Genomic DNA, 16,910 nt, shown 5'->3' with positions numbered 1-16,910 from the left:
CCAACTCCCCGCCTAGGACACCCTGTGGACACCTCGACACCCCCTCCGTACGACCTGCTCGGCGTCGGCATCGGACCGTTCAACCTCTCGCTCGCCGCGCTCGCCGAGCCCGTCCCCGGCCTGCGCACGCTCTTCTGCGACCAGCGCCCGGAGTTCCGCTGGCACCACGGGATGCTGGTGGACGGAGCCCGGATGCAGGTGCCGTTCCTCGCCGACCTGGTCTCCCTGGTCGACCCGACCAGCCCGTGGTCCTTCCTCAACTACCTGCGCGCGCAGGACCGGCTGTTCCCGTTCTACTTCGCCGAGCGCTTCCAACTGCCGCGCCGCGAGTACGACCACTACTGCCGCTGGGCCGCCGAACGGCTGGCCGACTGCCGCTTCGGCACCGAGGTCACCGCCCTGCACTGGGAGGCGCCCTGGTACCGCGCCGAGCTGACCGACACCGCGACCGGGCGGCGGTCCTCCGTACGGGCCCGCAACCTGGCCCTCGGCGTCGGCACCCGGCCGGTGCTGCTCGACGCCTTCGCCGCGCTGGCCGGCCACCCGCGGGCCTTCCACTCCTCCGAGTACCTGGACCGCCGCGCCGACCTGGCCGGCGCCCGGGACATCACCGTGGTCGGCAGCGGACAGTCCGGCGCCGAGGTCTTCCTCGACCTGCTCCGGCACCACGAGGGCGACGGCGTCCGGCTGCGCTGGCTCACCCGGACCAGGGCGCTCGCCCCCATGGAGTACTCCAAGCTCGGCCTGGAGCACTTCACCCCCGACTACACCCGCTACTTCCACGCCCTGCCCGCCCCCGTCAGGGACGCCCTGGTCACCGCCCAGTGGCAGCTGCACAAGGCCGCCAGCGCCGAGACCCTCGCCGAGATCCACGACCACCTCTACGAGCGCACCATCGGCCGCCCGATCGACGCCGTCCCGGTCGAGATCACCCCGGGCACCGCCGTCGCCGCCGCCCTCCCCGGCCCCTGCGGCGGCCTCGAACTGCACTGCCGGCACACCGACTCCGGCGCCGAACACCTGCTGCGCACCGACGCCGTGGTGCTCGCCACCGGCTACCGGGCGGCCCGCCCGGCCGCGCTCGAACCGATCGCCGACCTGATCGACTGGGACGAGGCCGGGCGCTACCGGGTCGACCTCGACCACCGGGTCGCCACCAGGCCCGAACTCACCGGCGGGCTGTACGTCCAGAACGCCGAACTGCACAGCCACGGCGTCGGCACGCCCGACCTCGGACTCGGCGCCCACCGGGCCGCCGTGATCCTCAACGCCGTCACCGGGCGCACCGTCCACCGGCTGCCCAGCCGCACCGCCTGGACCGGCTTCGCGCCGCCCGTCCCCGGCCCCGCGCCCTTCGACCGGACCCCCGTCGTCCCCCGCCCCCAGGAGTTGACCCGTGCCGCAACCGTCGGCCGCTGAACCGCCGCTCCACCTGCCCCCGCACCTCACCGCCGGGCACTGGCAGCGGGCCGGCCGCGCCCTGCTGGCCAAGATGCTGGGCGAGTTCGCCTACGAGGAACTGCTCAGGCCCGTCCCCGGCGACGCGCCCGGTGAGTACCTGCTGGAGCTGCCCGAGGCCGAGTACCGCTTCACCGCCAGGCGCGGCGCCTACGACAGCTGGCAGGTCGATCCGGAGTCCGTCCGCTGCTCCCGCCCGGACGGCCTGGACCCGCTGCGCTTCCTCCCGTACGCCCGGCAGACCCTCGGCATGCGCGGCGAGACCACCGGCCACCTGATCCGCGAACTCTCCGCCACCCTGACCGCCGACGCCCGCCAGCTCGCCACCGCGCTGAGCGCCGCCGAACTCGCCGACCTCGACCACAGCGCGCTGGAGGGCCGGCAGACCGGCCACCCGTGGATCGTCCCCAACAAGGGCCGGATCGGCTTCTCCGCCACCGACGCCGCCCGCTGGACCCCGGAGGCCCGCAGCCCCCGCCCGCTGCCCTGGATCGCCGTGCACCGCCGGCTCGCCGAGTACCGCGGCGTGCCGGGGCTGGAGCGGCCGGAGCAGCTGTACGCCCGCGAGCTGGACGACGTGGACGCGCTGCGCGCCGCGCTCGGCCCGGACGCCGGGGACTACCTGCTGCTGCCCGTCCACCCCTGGCAGTGGGACGAGACGATCCTGCCGCTGTTCGCGCCCTGGATCGCCTCAGGCGAGATCGTCCCGCTGCCCTCGGACGGCGACCCACGGCTGCCCCAGCAGTCCATCCGCTCCTTCTTCAACACCGCCCACCCCGAGCGCTGCACCGTCAAGCTGCCGCTGTCCATCCTGAACACCCTGGTCTGGCGCGGCCTGCCGGTCGAGCGCACGCTGGCCGCGCCCACCGTCACCGCCTGGCTGCTCGCGCTGCGCGACGCCGACCCGTACCTGCGCGAGGAGTGCCGGGTGATCCTGCTCGGCGAGATCGCCTCCGTCACCGTCGACCACCCGCTCTACCGCGAGCTGCCCGAGGCTCCGTACCAGTACAAGGAACTGCTCGGCGCGATCTGGCGCCAGCCGCTCGGCCCCTTCCTGGACGGCGGGGAACGGGCCCGCACCCTGGCCGCGCTGTTGCAGACCGGCTCCGACGGGCGGGCGCTCGCCGCCGAGCTGATCGCCCGCTCCGGGCTCACCCCCGCCGAGTGGACCGGCCGGCTGTTCGCCGCGCTGATGCCGCCGCTGCTGCACTTCCTGTACCGCTACGGACTGGTCTTCTCCCCGCACGGCGAGAACGCCATCGTGGTCTTCGACTCGACCGACGCGCCGGTGCGGCTCGCGGTCAAGGACTTCGTGGACGACGTCAACCTCAGCGCGCAGAGCCTGCCCGAGCTGCACGGCCTGCCCGCCGAGGTGGCCGAGGTGCTGCTGCGGGAGAGCCCGCAGGGGCTCTGCCAGTTCATCCACTCCGGGCTGTTCATCGGCGTCTTCCGCTACCTGGCCCCGCTGCTGGAGGCGCAGACCGGGCTGCCCGAGACCGAGTTCTGGGCCCTGCTGCGCGCCGAGGTGCTGCGCTACCAGGACCGCTTCCCCGAGCTGCGCGAGCGCTTCGACCTGTTCGACCTGTTCCGGCCCCGGATCGACCGGCTCTGTCTCAACCGCAACCGGCTGCTCCTCGACGGCTACCAGGACCGCCCGCACCGCCCGCACGCCGCCCGGTACGGGACCGTACCGAACGCACTGGTCGCCGTGGACGTGCGACCGCCCGGGCGACGGGACCGGATTGTCGCCCCCGCCCCGTAGGCTGGGAGGGTCATGACGAACGACTCCGAATCCCAGCCCGCGGCGGACCTCGGCGACGAGTCCGAGGAAGCCGTCGCCGTCCCCCGCTCGCGGCTCCCCGAACTGCTGCACGCCGCGGTGGCGGCCGTCGGCGGCGTCGAGCGCCCCGGCCAGGTCCGCATGGCCGAGGCCGTCGCCGATGCCGTCGACCACGCCGAGCACCTGCTCGTCCAGGCCGGCACCGGCACCGGTAAGTCCCTGGCCTACCTGGTGCCCGCGCTCGCCCACGGGGACCGCGTGGTGGTCGCCACCGCCACCCTGGCGCTGCAACGCCAGCTGGTGGAGCGGGACTTGCCGCGCACCGTCGAGGCGCTGCACCCGGTGCTGCGCCGCCGCCCGCTGTACGCGATGCTCAAGGGCCGCTCCAACTATCTGTGCCTGCACCGGGCCAACGAAGGCACCCCGAGTGACGAGGGTGAGGGCCTGTTCGACCCGGTCGACGCGCTCGGCGGGCCCACCGGCAAGCTCGGGCAGGACGTGCTGCGGCTGCGCGACTGGGCCGACGAGACCGACACCGGGGACCGCGACGACCTCAGCCCCGGCGTCTCCGACAAGGCCTGGGCCCAGCTGTCGGTCACCTCCAAGGAGTGCCTGGGCGCCACCCGCTGCGCGTACGGGCAGGAGTGCTTCGCGGAGAAGGCGCGGGAGCGGGCCAAGCTGGCCGACGTCGTGGTCACCAACCACGCGATGCTCGCGATCGACGCGATCGAGGGCGCGCCGGTGCTGCCCGAGCACGGGCTGCTGATCGTGGACGAGGCGCACGAACTGGTCAACCGGGTCACCGGGGCGGCCACCGCCGAGCTGACCGTCGGCGCGGTCAACCGGGCGGTGAAGCGGGCCGCGCGGCTGGCCAACGAGAAGGCGGTGGACGCGCTCCAGGCCGCCGCCGAGAACTTCCACGGCCTGATGGAGACGGCCCAGCCCGGCCGGGTCGAGGAGCTGCCCGAGTACCTGGGGTACGCGGTCACCTCGATCCGGGACGCCTCCCGCCAGGTGATCACCTCGCTGGGCGAGACCAGGGACAAGGGGCTCAGCGACGAGGACGCCGTCCGCAAGCAGGCGATGGCCTCGGCCGAGGCGCTGCACGAGACCGCCGACCGGCTGCTGGAGGGCTCCGAGTACGACGTGGTCTGGATCGAGCGCAGCGACCGCTACGGGCTGGGCACCGCCTCGCTGCGGGTCGCCCCGCTGAGCGTCTCCGGGCTGCTGCGCGAGGGGCTGTACAAGGAGCGCTCGGTCGTCCTCACCTCGGCCACGCTCAAGCTCGGCGGGGACTTCAACGGCGTCGCCGCCTCCGTCGGCCTGCCCTCCGAGACGCGGCTGCCGGACATCCGCACCGCGGGGGACAACCCCGAACCGGGTTTCGGGGAGGACGCCGTCCCGCGCTGGCGCGGGATCGACGTCGGCTCGCCGTTCAAGTACCCCAAGCAGGGCATCCTGTACGTCGCCAGGCACCTGGCCGACCCCGGACGCGACCCCGAACGTCCCGACATGCTGGACGAGTTGGCCGAGCTGATCGGTGCGGCCGGCGGGCGGACGCTGGGCCTGTTCTCCTCGATGCGCGGCGCCCAGACGGCAGCCGAGGCGATGCGCGAGCGGCTGGACCACCGCGTCCTGCTCCAGGGCGAGGACACCCTGGGCGAGTTGATCAGGGAGTTCGCCTCGGACGCGACCACCTGTCTGTTCGGCACGCTCTCGCTCTGGCAGGGCGTGGACGTGCCCGGCTCGGCCTGCCAGCTGGTCGTGATGGACCGGATCCCGTTCCCCCGGCCGGACGACCCGCTGATGAGCGCCCGCCAGAGGGACGTCGAACAGCGCGGCGGGAACGGCTTCATGGCCGTCGCGGCGACGCACGCGGCGCTGCTGATGGCGCAGGGCGCGGGCCGGCTGGTGCGCGCGGGCGACGACCGGGGCGTGGTCGCGGTGCTGGACCCGCGGGTGGAGACCAAGCGGTACGGGGGCTTCTTCCGGTCCTCGATGCCGGAGTTCTGGTACACCACGGATCGCAACCAGGTGCGCCGCTCGCTGGCGGCGATCGACGCCGCGGCGGCGCCGGTGCGGCCGGTGGTGAAGCGGGGCTGAGCGGCCCCGGGCCGTGGGTTGCGGCCCGTGGGTTCGGGGCCGCGGGTTCCGGGCCGGGAACGACGGAGGGGCTCCACCGCAGTCCGCGGTGGAGCCCCTCCGTCGTTCCCGTTCACCGAAGGCGTCCGGGTGTGTTCGGGCGGCGTGGTCAGAGGCGGCGCAGGACCGCGACGACCTTGCCCAGGATGGTCGCGTTGTCGCCGTTGATCGGCTCGTACGCAGGGTTGTGCGGCATCAGCCAGATCCGGCCGTCCTCGCGCTTCAGCCGCTTCACGGTGGCCTCGCCGTCGATCATCGCGGCCACGATGTCGCCGTTCTCGGCGACCGGCTGGCGGCGCACCGTGACCCAGTCGCCGTCGCAGATGGCGGCCTCGATCATCGAGTCGCCGCGCACGGTGAGCGCGAACAGCTCGCCCTCGCCGACCAGCTGGCGGGGCAGCGGGAAGACGTCCTCGACCGTCTGCTCGGCCAGGATCGGCCCGCCGGCGGCGATCCGGCCGACCAGCGGCACGTAGGAGGTGGACGGGCGGCCGGCCGTCTCGGCGGTGTTCGGACGGGCCACCTCGACGCCGCGGACCTCGTAGGCGCGCGGACGGTGCGGATCCCGGCGCAGGAAGCCCTTGCGCTCCAGGGCCATCAGCTGGTGGGCGACCGAGGAGGTGCTGGACAGGCCCACGGCCTGGCCGATCTCGCGCATGGACGGCGGGTACCCGCGCCGCTGGACGGAATCCCTGATGACCTCGATCACCCGGCGCTGGCGCTCGGTGAGACCGGCCTCGTCGGTGCGGATGCCGGGGGGGCGGCCGGGCATCGCGCGGGCCGGGGAGGGGTGGGTGTCGTCCATGGCGGGGGAGTGTTCGATCGGCTGGTCGGGAACGCGGGTCGCCCCGGAAAGGGCCGCGCCGGAGAGGCGGTGGTCTTCGCTACGGTCCATGCTGATGTCCACACCCTGCTGATTCGTGGTGCGCTGCCCCACCTTGAACTGGGAGTGTTCCTGCACCGGGATGGTGTTGCTTTCGATCGTGTTCACGGCGGCCCCTCTCGACGGCTGTCCTCTCCCTTTTCCAGCCCAACGCGCCGCCTATCGAAAGGTTGCGCCAAACACACGTTCGAGTGAATTATTCGGGAGTTGACTGACTCGATCAAGGCTTTGTTGTACATCGAGTAAATGTTCGAGTGAAACCCGACCCGGGCAGTCTAATCGGCGCCGCCGCGGCGCCGACACGCCAAGGCGCTCGCCTCCCCCGAAGTCCCAGATGTAGTGGCTACAGTCCTCTCCGTGCCCAGTACTAGTGGTCGCGCCGCATGATCAGCTTGCCGAGGCCGGGGGCGCATCGCATAGACTCAACCGGTCCGAACGTTCTGCCAGGGAGGGATCCCGAGGTGCACTGCCCCTTCTGCCGGCACTCCGACAGCCGTGTTGTCGACAGCCGGACCACCGAGGACGGCAGCTGCATCCGCCGTCGTCGGCAGTGCCCGGACTGCGGCCGCCGCTTCACCACGGTGGAGACGGCCGCGCTGATGGTCATCAAGCGCAGCGGCGTCACCGAGCCGTTCTCCCGGCAGAAGGTCATCACCGGCGTCCGCAAGGCCTGCCAGGGCCGCCCGGTCACCGAGGACGCGCTGGCCCAGCTGGGTCAGCGGGTCGAGGAGTGCGTGCGCGCCAGCGGCAGTGCCGAGCTGACCACCCACGACGTGGGGCTGGCCATACTCGGCCCGCTCAAGGAACTCGACGTGGTGGCCTACCTGCGCTTCGCCAGCGTGTACCAGGCGTACGACGGACTGGAAGACTTCGAGGCCGCCATCGCGGAACTCCGCGCCGAACGGCCCCGCGCCACCGGGACGGACGACGCCCGCGTCTCCGTCTCCGCCGCCGCGCCCTAGGAGGCTCCGGCACCCGGCCCGGGACGGGCCTCGTCGCACCACCACGGCCCCGTGGGGCCCACGCGTGCCCGAAAACTGGGCACAGAACACTACAAACCGTGCGTAAGCAGGCAAGGTCGCCGCCTGCCCGCACACCGGAAGAACGAACCAGCAGTGCCCGGATTTTTCGGGGCACTTCGGGCGTTTGCCCAGGAGGAGGAGCGAGAAGTGACAGACACCACGAGCGGTTCCGCACGCGGGTCGAAGTCCGAGAAGGCCGTGGCCAAGGGCGCCAAGGCCCCGAAGGGCGGTCTCCGGATGGAGCGCATCTACACCACTCCTGGCGTGCACCCGTACGACGAGGTCCGCTGGGAGCGGCGCGACGTCGTCATGACCAACTGGCGCGACGGTTCCATCAACTTCGAGCAGCGCGGCGTCGAGTTCCCCGACTTCTGGTCGGTCAACGCCGTCAACATCGTCACGTCCAAGTACTTCCGCGGTGCCGTCGGCACCCCGCAGCGCGAGTGGAGCCTCAAGCAGATCATCGACCGCGTGGTGCTCACCTACCGCGCGGCCGGCGAGAAGCACGGCTACTTCGCCTCCAAGGACGACGCCGAGATCTTCGAGCACGAGCTGACCCACGCCCTCCTCCACCAGGTGTTCAGCTTCAACTCGCCGGTCTGGTTCAACGTCGGCACCAAGCAGCCCCAGCAGGTCAGCGCCTGCTTCATCCTGTCCGTCGACGACTCCATGGAGTCGATCCTCGACTGGTACAAGGAAGAGGGCATGATCTTCAAGGGCGGCTCCGGCGCCGGCCTCAACCTCTCCCGGATCCGCTCCTCCAAGGAACTGCTCTCCTCCGGCGGCAACGCCTCGGGACCGGTCTCCTTCATGCGCGGCGCCGACGCCTCGGCCGGCACCATCAAGTCCGGTGGCGCCACCCGCCGCGCGGCCAAGATGGTCGTGCTCGACGTGGACCACCCGGACGTCGAGGCCTTCATCGAGACCAAGGTGAAGGAGGAGGAGAAGATCCGCGCCCTGCGCGACGCGGGCTTCGACATGGACCTCGGCGGGGACGACATCACCTCCGTCCAGTACCAGAACGCCAACAACTCGGTCCGCGTCAACGACGAATTCATGACCGCCGTCGAGAACGGCGCCGAATTCGGCCTGCGCGCCCGGATGACCGGCGAGGTCATCGAGACCGTCGACGCGAAGAAGCTGTTCCGCAAGATGGCCGAGGCCGCCTGGGCCTGCGCCGACCCGGGAATCCAGTACGACAGCACCATCAACCACTGGCACACCTGCCCGGAGTCCGGCCGCATCAACGCGTCCAACCCCTGCTCCGAGTACATGCACCTGGACAACTCCAGCTGCAACCTCGCCTCGCTGAACCTGATGAAGTTCCTGCGCGACGACGACTCCTTCGACGCGGCGTCCTTCGCCAAGGTCGTCGAGCTGGTCATCACCGCGATGGACATCTCCATCTGCTTCGCGGACTTCCCGACCGAGAAGATCGGCGAGACCACCCGCGCCTTCCGCCAGCTCGGCATCGGCTACGCCAACCTCGGCGCCCTGCTGATGGCCACCGGCCACGCCTACGACAGCGAGGGCGGCCGCGCCCTGGCCGGCGCCATCAGCTCGCTGATGACCGGCACCGCCTACCGCCGCGGCGCCGAACTCGCCGGTGTGGTCGGCCCGTACGACGGCTACGCCCGCAACGCGACCGCCCACCGGCAGGTCATGAAGCAGCACGCGGACGCCTCGCTGGACGCCGTCTCGGTGGACGACCTGGACGCCCCGGTCCGGCTGGCCGCCAACAAGGCCTGGCAGGACGTGCTGCGCCTCGGCACGCAGAACGGTTTCCGCAACGCCCAGGCCTCGGTGCTCGCCCCGACCGGCACCATCGGCCTGATGATGGACTGCGACACCACCGGCGTCGAGCCCGACCTGGCCCTGGTCAAGTTCAAGAAGCTCGTCGGCGGCGGCTCGATGCAGATCGTCAACGGCACCGTCCCGCGCGCCCTGAAGCGCCTCGGCTACCAGGACGAGCAGATCGAGGCGATCGTCGCCCACATCGCCGAGCACGGCAACGTGGTGGACGCCCCCGGCCTGAAGTCCGAGCACTACGAGGTGTTCGACTGCGCGATGGGCGAGCGCACCATCTCGCCGATGGGGCACGTGCGGATGATGGCGGCGATCCAGCCGTGGATCTCCGGCGCCATCTCCAAGACGGTGAACATGCCGTCCAGCGCGACCGTCGAGGACGTCGAGGAGATCTACTTCGAGGCGTGGAAGATGGGCGTCAAGGCGCTCGCCATCTACCGCGAGAACTCCAAGGTCGGCCAGCCGCTCTCGGCCAAGAAGAAGGACTCCGAGCCCGCGGCCGAGGAGGCCCCGGCCGCGGTGGTCGAGAAGGTCGTCGAGTACCGCCCGGTCCGCAAGCGCCTGCCCAAGGGCCGTCCCGGCATCACCACCTCGTTCACGGTCGGTGGCGCCGAGGGCTACATGACGGCCAACTCCTACCCGGACGACGGCCTGGGCGAGGTCTTCCTGAAGATGTCCAAGCAGGGCTCGACCCTCGCGGGCATGATGGACGCCTTCTCCATCGCGGTGTCGGTCGGCCTCCAGTACGGCGTGCCGCTGGAGACCTACGTCGCGAAGTTCACCAACATGCGCTTCGAGCCGGCCGGTCTGACCGACGACCCGGACGTGCGGATGGCGCAGTCGATCGTCGACTACATCTTCCGCCGCCTGGCGCTGGACTTCCTGCCGTTCGAGACCCGCTCGGCGCTCGGCATCCACTCCGTCGAGGAGCGTCAGCGCCACCTGGAGACGGGCTCGTACGAGCCGCTGGAGGCCGAGGAGCTCGACACCGAGTCGCTCGCCCAGTCCGCGCCGGTCACCGCTGCGCCGGTCCAGGCCGCGCCGGTCCAGGCCCGGGCCGTCGAGGCGCCCAAGCCCGCCGCGAAGCAGGCCCACAACTCCACGGAGCTGATGGAGATCCAGCTCGGCCTCAACGCCGACGCCCCGCTCTGCTTCTCCTGCGGCACCAAGATGCGCCGCGCCGGCAGCTGCTACCTCTGCGAGGGCTGCGGCTCCACCAGCGGCTGCAGCTGACCGCGCTCGACCCCGGTGGTCACCTCCTGAGGTGACCACCTGAAGCGGGGCGAGGACCGTGAAGGTCCTCGCCCCGCTTCTTCGCGTTCCCGGCGCCGCCGATGTCCCGTGCGGCGCCGGAGCGACGGTTCGGCGGAGCTGGGCCGTCGGACGACCGGGACGTGAACCGTCGCGCTCGGGCGGGCGCCGACGGCGTCGCCACGTGGTGTGTGTGGTGTGAAAGAAGGGGACTGGCCGTCAACTGGCTGCTTGAGGGCTATGTCTGAATCGATATGATCGGCAGAAAGCGTGAACCGATCAGCCGCCCGGAGACGTTTGACGACGTTGCCCGGGCGGTCTGGTATGCGCCCGAACCGCGGTCGGCGGACGCAACCGTCGCCGACCCGCTGCCCGCGCCGCCGCCCGCCGACGTTGCCGAGGACCGCCCCGATGAGAGAAGCCACCAGCCCCGCCGGTCGGCCGCGCCGAAGGCCCGCGCCGCGCACCGTCGCCCTGACCGCCGCCGCCGTGCTGCTGGCACTGGTCGCCGCGCCGGTCGGCATCGCCCGGGCACTGGGTGCGCACCAGCCGCTCACCGCCCTCGCGGTCGGCGCCGTCACGGTGCTCTGGCTGATCGCCGTCGGCCTCGCCGGGACCGGGGCCGAACGCTCGCGCGGGCTGACCGAGGAGCTGGCCGCGCAGCACGAGGAGACCCGGGCCGCGCTGGTCGCCGCGGGCACGGCCCGGCAGGCCGAGACGGCCGCCGCCGACCGCGCCGCCGCCGCGCTCGCCGAGCGGGACGCCGCCCGCGCCGAGCAGGCCAGGGCCGCCGCTGACGTCACCGCCGCGCACGTCGAGCTGACCCGGCTGCGGGCCGCACTCGACGACGAGCGGGCCCGGGCCGAGGCGGCGCGGACCAGCACCGAGGCCGAGCGCGCCGAGCTGGCCCGGATCGCCGAGAGCGTGCTGCCCGAGGTGGTGGGGAAGCTGCGGTCCGGCGCCGCCGTGGACAGCGCGCTGGCCGTCCACCGCAAGCACCCCCAGTACGCGCTGCTGCGCGCCGTCGGCGAGGAGATCGGCCGGGGCGAGCGGCTGCGGGCCGCCGCGCTCGCGGTCTGCGCGACCGCCGCCGGCCGGGTGCAGGCCCTGGCCACGAGGATGCACGCCGAACTGCGCGAGATGCAGCACCGCCACGACGAGGAGGTCCTCGGGGACCTGCTGAGCCTGGACCACTCGACCGCCCAGGCGGGCCGGATGGCCGACAGCATCGCGGTGCTCACCGGTGCCCGCTCGGGCCGCCGCTGGGCCAAGCCGATCGGGGTGGAGTCGGTGCTGCGCGGCGCGCTCGGCCGGATCGGCGCCTACCAGCGGGTGCGGCTGCACAACGCCAGCACCGCCGCGGTCGCCGGCTACGCCGCCGAGGGCGTGATGCACGCGCTGGCCGAACTGCTGGACAACGCCACCAACTTCTCCGCCCCGCCGGCCGAGGTGCACGTCTACGTCGAGGAGGTGCCCGCCGGGCTGGCGGTCACCGTCGAGGACAGTGGACTGGGCCTCAGCGACAGCTGGCTGCGCCGGGCCGAACGGGCCGTCTCCGCCGAGCCGCTGGACCTCGCCACGCTCTCCGCCGGCACCCGGCTCGGGCTCGCGGTGGTCGGTGTGCTGGCGCGCAAGCACGGCCTGCAGATCTCCTTCCGGCCGTCGGCGCGCGGTGGCACCGGGGTGGTGATGCTGATCCCGCAGCAGTTGGTCACGCACCAGACTCCGACCGCCGACCCGGCGCCCGTCCAGGCGTCCGTCCCGGTGCAGGCGCCGCCCACCGAGTCCGCGCGCCCCGTGCTCACCCAGGCGCGCCCCGCCGCCTCGCTGCCCCCGGCGCCCGCCGCGCAGCCCGTCGCCTCGGCGCAGCCCGCCCCCGCCGCTCAGCCCGCCGCCGTCAGGGCGCAGACTGCCACCGCCACCGCGCCCGCGTTGCCGGCCGCGCCCGCCCGGATGACCGACAGCGGCCTGCCGCAGCGCCGCCGCGGGCAGACGCTGGCCACCGCCGCCCCCGCGGCGGACCACGCCGCGAAGCCCGTACGCGGCGACGCGGGCGCGGCCGCCCGGTTCGGCGCGTTCCGCCGGGCCGCCGCCCGACCCGTGGCGGCCGAGCAGGCTCCGGCCGGGGCGCCGACCACGGACCCCGACACCATGCCCGACGCTTCCCCCGTCACCGAGAAGGACACCTGATGAGCAGCGCCATCGACCGCGACCTCGACTGGCTGTTGGAGAACCTGCTGGCGGCGACCCCCGGCACCCGGCACGCCCTGGTCCTCTCCGCCGACGGCCTCAAGCTCTGCCACACCACGGGCCTGAGCACCGACCAGGCCGACCAGCTGGCCGCCATCGCCTCGGGCCTCCAGAGCCTGGCACACGGCGCCTCGATCGAGTTCGGCGACGGCAGCGGCGGCGTGCGGCAGTCGATGACCGAGTTCCACGGCGGCATCCTGTGCATCGTGGCGGCGGGCGAGGGCGCGCACCTGGCGGTGGTCACGGACGAGGAAGCGGACGTCGGCGTGGTCGGCCACAACATGCACGGCCTGATCGAGCAGATCGGGGTCCACCTCAGCGCGCCCGTCCGGAGTGCGGAATCCGACGGGGCCGCCGCTCGAGAGAGCGCAGGTATATGAACGCCGGGCCGGTGCCGCCGGGCCGCGACGACGACCCGGACCGCCTCTACACCATCACCCGGGGCCGCAGCCGGGCTCCGGAGAACGCCTTCGACCTGGTCACCCTGATCGTCGCCGAGCGGCAGCCGGCGCCCGGGATGCAGTCGGAGCACGCGCGGATCCTGCGGATGTGCGAGGCCCCGACCGCCGTCGTGGAGGTGGCGGCGGAGCTGACGCTGCCCATTTCGGTGGTGAAGATCCTGCTCGGCGACCTGCTGGAGTCCGGGGCGGTCACCGCCAGGCACCCCAGGTTCGCGCCGAACAAGGCCAGGCTGCCCGACCTCGACACGCTGAAGCAGGTGCTGCATGGCCTCCAACGGCTCTGACGCCCGGGTCGGCGGCGGCACTGAGGTCGGCACCGGCACCGACGGCGGCACCGGTGCCGCCGCCCGGCCCGGCGAGCCGCGCACCCCGCTGCGGGCGACCGCCGACAACGCGCTGAAGATCGTCGTGGTCGGCGGCTTCGGCGTCGGCAAGACCACACTGGTCGGCTCGGTCAGCGAGATCCGCCCGCTGAACACCGAAGAGGTGATGACCCGGGCGGGCGAGGGCGTCGACCCGGCCGGAGCCTGGGGCAAGCGCTCCACCACGGTGGCCTTCGACTTCGGCCGGATCACCCTCTCCGAGCGCCAGGTGCTGTACCTGTTCGGCGCGCCCGGGCAGGAGCGCTTCTGGTTCCTCTGGGACCGGCTGTTCAGCGGTGCCCTGGGCGCGGTCGTCCTGGTGGACACCCGGCGGCTGGAGGACTCCTGGTACGCGATCGACCGGCTGGAGCACCACGGCACGCCGTTCATCGTGGCCCGCAACAACTTCGGCGAGCCGGGCCACACCCTGGCGCAGGTCCGCGAGGCGCTGGACCTGCCGGCCGAGGTGCCGCTGGTGGACTGCGACGCCCGCGACCGCGAGTCGGGCAAGCGGGTGCTGATCGCCCTGGTCCACCACCTGGCAGCCCTGGCCGGCGCCGACGAGGCCGCGCTGTCCGCGGTCGTGTGGGACGAACCGACGGCCATCGCGGCGGACGAACCGGCCGCCGCGGGGGACGACGAGGCGGCCCCGGCCGAAGCGCCCGCCCCGGCAGGGGCCCGCACCGCGATCTACGAGGAGAGCACCCCGTGACCGAGCCCGCCGCCACCCCGCCCCCGGGCTGCCCGGCGCACGCCGCCGCCACGCCGCTGTACGGGCCGCGATTCCAGACCGACCCCGCCCAGCTCTACCGCGAGCTGCGCGCCGCGCACGGCCCGGTCGCCCCGGTCGAACTGGCCGGCGGCGTGCCCGCCTGGCTGGTCATCGGCTACCGCGAGCTCCAGCAGGTGACCGGCAGCCCCCAGCTGTTCGGCCGTGACTCCGGCCGCTGGCACGCCTGGGCGACGCTGCCCGCCGACTGGCCGCTGAAGCCGATGATGGCGCCCGCCCCCTCGATCCTCTACACCGAGGGCGAGGAGCACGTCCGGCGCTCGCGCGCGGTCACCGACGCGCTGGCCGGGATCGACCCGTACGAGCTGCGCAAGCACGCGGAGGAGATCGCCGACCGGCTGATCGACGGGTTCGCCGGGCGCGGCGAGGCCGACCTGGTCGCCGAGTACGTGCACCGGATGCCGCTGCTGGTGCTGTGCCGGGTGCTCGGCCTGGACGAGGAACAGGCGCCGCAGCTGATCGCGGCGCTGCTGGCCATGCTGGACGGAGGCCAGGACGCCGCGGCCGGTGCCCAGCGGCTGCTGGAGTTGATGCACGCGCTGGTCGAGGAGAAGGCCGGGTACCCGGGCGCCGACGTGGCCTCGCGGATGCTGGAGCACCCGGCCGGGCTGACCCACGACGAGGTGATGCGCGACCTGCGCGTGCTGCTGATCGCGGGCCACCAGCCGACCTCGTACTGGATCTCCAACGCGCTGCGGCTGATGCTCACCGACGAGCGGTTCGCCGCCTCGTTGGCGGGCGGCCGGCGCAGCATCAGCCAGGCGCTGAACAAGGTGCTCTGGGAGGACACCCCGACCCAGATCTTCGCCGGCCGCTGGGCGGTCCGGGACACCCGGCTCGGCGGCCGGCGGATCGGCGAGGGGGACCTGGTCCTGCTCGGCTTCGCCGGGGCCAACGCCGATCCGTCGGTCCGGCAGCCGGACGGCCGCCCGGCGGAGGGGAACCGGGCGCACATGAGCTACTCGTACGGCGAGCACGGCTGTCCGTTCCCGGCCCAGGAGGCGGCCGAGGTGATCGCCACCACCGCGATCGAGGTGCTGCTCGACCGGCTGCCGGACCTGCGGCTCGCGGTGGCCGAGCACGCGCTGGTGTGGCGGCCGTCGGCCTGGGTGCGCGGGCTGGTGGCGTTGCCGGTCTCGTTCACCCCGGGCCACCCGGCCTGACCCACGACACCCGCCGTACGAAGGAGAACCGTCGATGACCGCTGCCCCGGCCCGAATCGTCCTCGACCCGCTGGCCCGCGACAGCGCGGCGGAGGGCGCGCTGCTGCGGGCCGCCGGCCCGGTGGTGCCGGTCGAACTGCCGGGCGGGGTCGCCGCCTGGGCGGTGGTCCGGCACGGCGCCGCGCGGGACCTGCTGACGGACGCCCGGCTGGTGAAGGACGCCGCGCACTGGGCGGCCTACCAGCGCGGCGAGGTGCCCAAGACCTGGCCGCTGATCGGCCTGGCGGTGCCGGGCCCGAGCATGGTGACCACGGACGGCGCCGAGCACCGCCGGCTGCGGGCGCTGGTCGCCCAGGCCTTCACCCCGCGCCGGGTGGAGCTGATGCGCCCGCGGGTCGAGGAGACCACCCGCGCGCTGCTGGACGGCCTGGCGGCGGGCGAGCCGGTGGTGGACCTCAAGACGGCCTTCGCCTTCCCGCTGCCGATGACGGTGATCTGCTCGCTGCTGGGCGTGCCGGAGTCGGACCACGGTCTGCTGCGCGACCTGTACGAGCGGTTCTTCGGCATCAAGCCCGACCCCGAGGGCATCCAGGCGACCGTCGCCGGACTGAACGCCTTCGTCAACGGCTTGGTGGCGCAGCGCCGTTCGGCTCCCGGTGACGACCTGGCGAGCGTCCTGCTGGCGGCCGACACCGAGGGCGGGGCGCTGACCGACGCGGAGGCGGCGGCCACCCTGCGGGTGATCATCGCGGCCGGTCACGAGACCACGGTGAACCTGATCGGCAACGCGGTACGGGCGCTGCTGGCCCACCCGGACCAGCTGGAGCTGGTGCGCTCGGAGCGGGTCTCCTGGGACGCGGTGGTGGAGGAGTCGCTCCGCTGGACGCCGCCGACCGGCAACTTCCTGTTCCGCTTCGCGGCCGAGTCCATCCCGGTCGGCGAGGTGGTGATCCCGGCCGGCGAGCCGGTGCTGGTCTCGTACAACGCGATCGGCCGCGACCCGCTCCAGCACGGGGTGACGGCCGAGGTCTTCGACCTCACCCGGGACCCGATCCGCCACCTGTCCTTCGGCCACGGGCCGCACGTCTGCCCGGGCTCGCCGCTGGCCCGACTGGAGGCGGGGGTCGCGCTGCCCGCGCTGTTCGAGCGTTTCCCGGGGCTGTCGCTCGCGGTGCCGGACGCCGAGCTGCGGCCGAGCCCGTCGCTGGTGGTGAACGGTCTGCTGGAGCTGCCGATCCGTCTGTACTGACGATTCGTCATGTCACGTGCTCCGGTCGGGTTTTCGGCCGGAGCCTGTCGGCTCCTCCGTGGGCGGCTCCGGGGTGCCTTCCGGCGGGGGCGGATCGGAGGGGTGAACGTGAAGGTCGGGCGCGAAGGTCGAGCGGGGACCTTGGCGGGGGCCGACGGCTGCGTTAACGTCATCGATCAGTCCGGCCGCCGTCCGCCCGTGATCCTGTCCGTGATCCCGCCCGCGTCCCTGTCCGTTCCCCGGTCCGCGATCCTGCTCCGCGATCCCTGAAGTCCGTGAAGGCCCGTCTCCGG

Annotated in this window: 12 protein-coding genes; 11 read left to right on the top strand and 1 reads right to left on the bottom strand. The window is 73.1% G+C overall.

The window, feature by feature from the left end; translation table 11 throughout:
- Positions 1-24: 24 nt before the first annotated feature.
- From ACZ7C5_RS32490 to ACZ7C5_RS32480, 3 genes are read left to right on the top strand one after another with little or no spacing between them, the layout of a single operon-like run.
- Complete coding sequence (locus ACZ7C5_RS32490; RefSeq protein ID WP_470324058.1) at positions 25-1,419, top strand: lysine N(6)-hydroxylase/L-ornithine N(5)-oxygenase family protein; 1,395 nt, start codon at positions 25-27, stop codon at positions 1,417-1,419.
- On the top strand, positions 1,397-3,220 hold the full coding sequence (locus ACZ7C5_RS32485) for an IucA/IucC family protein (protein ID WP_401091929.1): 1,824 nt from the start codon (positions 1,397-1,399) through the stop codon (positions 3,218-3,220). Before ACZ7C5_RS32490 ends, ACZ7C5_RS32485 begins: the two co-directional genes overlap by 23 nt.
- 12 nt (positions 3,221-3,232) lie before the next feature.
- Complete coding sequence (locus ACZ7C5_RS32480; RefSeq protein WP_470324057.1) at positions 3,233-5,341, top strand: ATP-dependent DNA helicase; 2,109 nt, start codon at positions 3,233-3,235, stop codon at positions 5,339-5,341.
- 148 nt (positions 5,342-5,489) lie between these two features.
- Here the strand turns inward: ACZ7C5_RS32480 and lexA are convergent, their stop codons facing one another.
- Positions 5,490-6,185, bottom strand: a complete 696-nt coding sequence (lexA, locus tag ACZ7C5_RS32475; protein ID WP_188299320.1) for a transcriptional repressor LexA — start codon at positions 6,183-6,185, stop codon at positions 5,490-5,492.
- A 539-nt stretch (positions 6,186-6,724) separates the two neighbouring features.
- Here lexA and nrdR point away from each other — a divergent pair.
- The 8 genes from nrdR (at position 6,725) to ACZ7C5_RS32435 (ending at position 16,617) form a co-directional block, all read left to right on the top strand.
- Positions 6,725-7,225, top strand: coding sequence for a transcriptional regulator NrdR (nrdR, locus tag ACZ7C5_RS32470; RefSeq protein WP_401091933.1), 501 nt, complete (start codon positions 6,725-6,727; stop codon positions 7,223-7,225).
- Between the two features lie 207 nt (positions 7,226-7,432).
- Complete coding sequence (locus ACZ7C5_RS32465; protein WP_401091934.1) at positions 7,433-10,324, top strand: vitamin B12-dependent ribonucleotide reductase; 2,892 nt, start codon at positions 7,433-7,435, stop codon at positions 10,322-10,324.
- A gap of 429 nt (positions 10,325-10,753) precedes the next feature.
- Positions 10,754-12,532 (top strand): sensor histidine kinase, encoded by a 1,779-nt coding sequence (locus ACZ7C5_RS32460; protein ID WP_470324056.1) that lies wholly within the window; start codon positions 10,754-10,756, stop codon positions 12,530-12,532.
- Positions 12,532-12,972, top strand: coding sequence for a roadblock/LC7 domain-containing protein (locus ACZ7C5_RS32455; protein ID WP_401091936.1), 441 nt, complete (start codon positions 12,532-12,534; stop codon positions 12,970-12,972). Before ACZ7C5_RS32460 ends, ACZ7C5_RS32455 begins: the two co-directional genes overlap by 1 nt.
- Positions 12,969-13,337 carry a DUF742 domain-containing protein gene (locus ACZ7C5_RS32450; RefSeq protein ID WP_470324055.1) on the top strand — a complete coding sequence of 123 codons (369 nt, stop codon included), beginning with the start codon at positions 12,969-12,971 and terminating at the stop codon, positions 13,335-13,337. The genes ACZ7C5_RS32455 and ACZ7C5_RS32450 overlap by 4 nt, the downstream gene beginning before the upstream one ends.
- An 88-nt stretch (positions 13,338-13,425) precedes the next feature.
- On the top strand, positions 13,426-14,127 hold the full coding sequence (locus ACZ7C5_RS32445; protein WP_401091982.1) for a GTP-binding protein: 702 nt from the start codon (positions 13,426-13,428) through the stop codon (positions 14,125-14,127).
- Positions 14,124-15,368 (top strand): cytochrome P450, encoded by a 1,245-nt coding sequence (locus ACZ7C5_RS32440; RefSeq protein ID WP_401091938.1) that lies wholly within the window; start codon positions 14,124-14,126, stop codon positions 15,366-15,368. The genes ACZ7C5_RS32445 and ACZ7C5_RS32440 overlap by 4 nt, the downstream gene beginning before the upstream one ends.
- A 34-nt stretch (positions 15,369-15,402) precedes the next feature.
- Positions 15,403-16,617, top strand: a complete 1,215-nt coding sequence (locus tag ACZ7C5_RS32435) for a cytochrome P450 family protein (RefSeq protein ID WP_401091939.1) — start codon at positions 15,403-15,405, stop codon at positions 16,615-16,617.
- Positions 16,618-16,910: the final 293 nt, after the last annotated feature.

This window comes from Kitasatospora sp. NPDC036993 (assembly GCF_055607525.1).
This window is presented reverse-complemented; position numbering and strand designations above follow the sequence as displayed.

Bases quoted from the DNA above. Each gene is read 5' to 3' on its own strand.
- ACZ7C5_RS32450 (WP_470324055.1), top strand. From the start codon at position 12,969: ATGAACGCCGGGCCGGTGCCGCCGGGCCGCGACGACGACCCGGACCGC.
- ACZ7C5_RS32435 (WP_401091939.1), top strand. From the start codon at position 15,403: ATGACCGCTGCCCCGGCCCGAATCGTCCTCGACCCGCTGGCCCGCGAC.
- lexA (WP_188299320.1), bottom strand. From the start codon at position 6,185: ATGGACGACACCCACCCCTCCCCGGCCCGCGCGATGCCCGGCCGCCCC.
- ACZ7C5_RS32480 (WP_470324057.1), top strand. From the start codon at position 3,233: ATGACGAACGACTCCGAATCCCAGCCCGCGGCGGACCTCGGCGACGAG.
- ACZ7C5_RS32460 (WP_470324056.1), top strand. From the start codon at position 10,754: ATGAGAGAAGCCACCAGCCCCGCCGGTCGGCCGCGCCGAAGGCCCGCG.
- ACZ7C5_RS32455 (WP_401091936.1), top strand. From the start codon at position 12,532: ATGAGCAGCGCCATCGACCGCGACCTCGACTGGCTGTTGGAGAACCTG.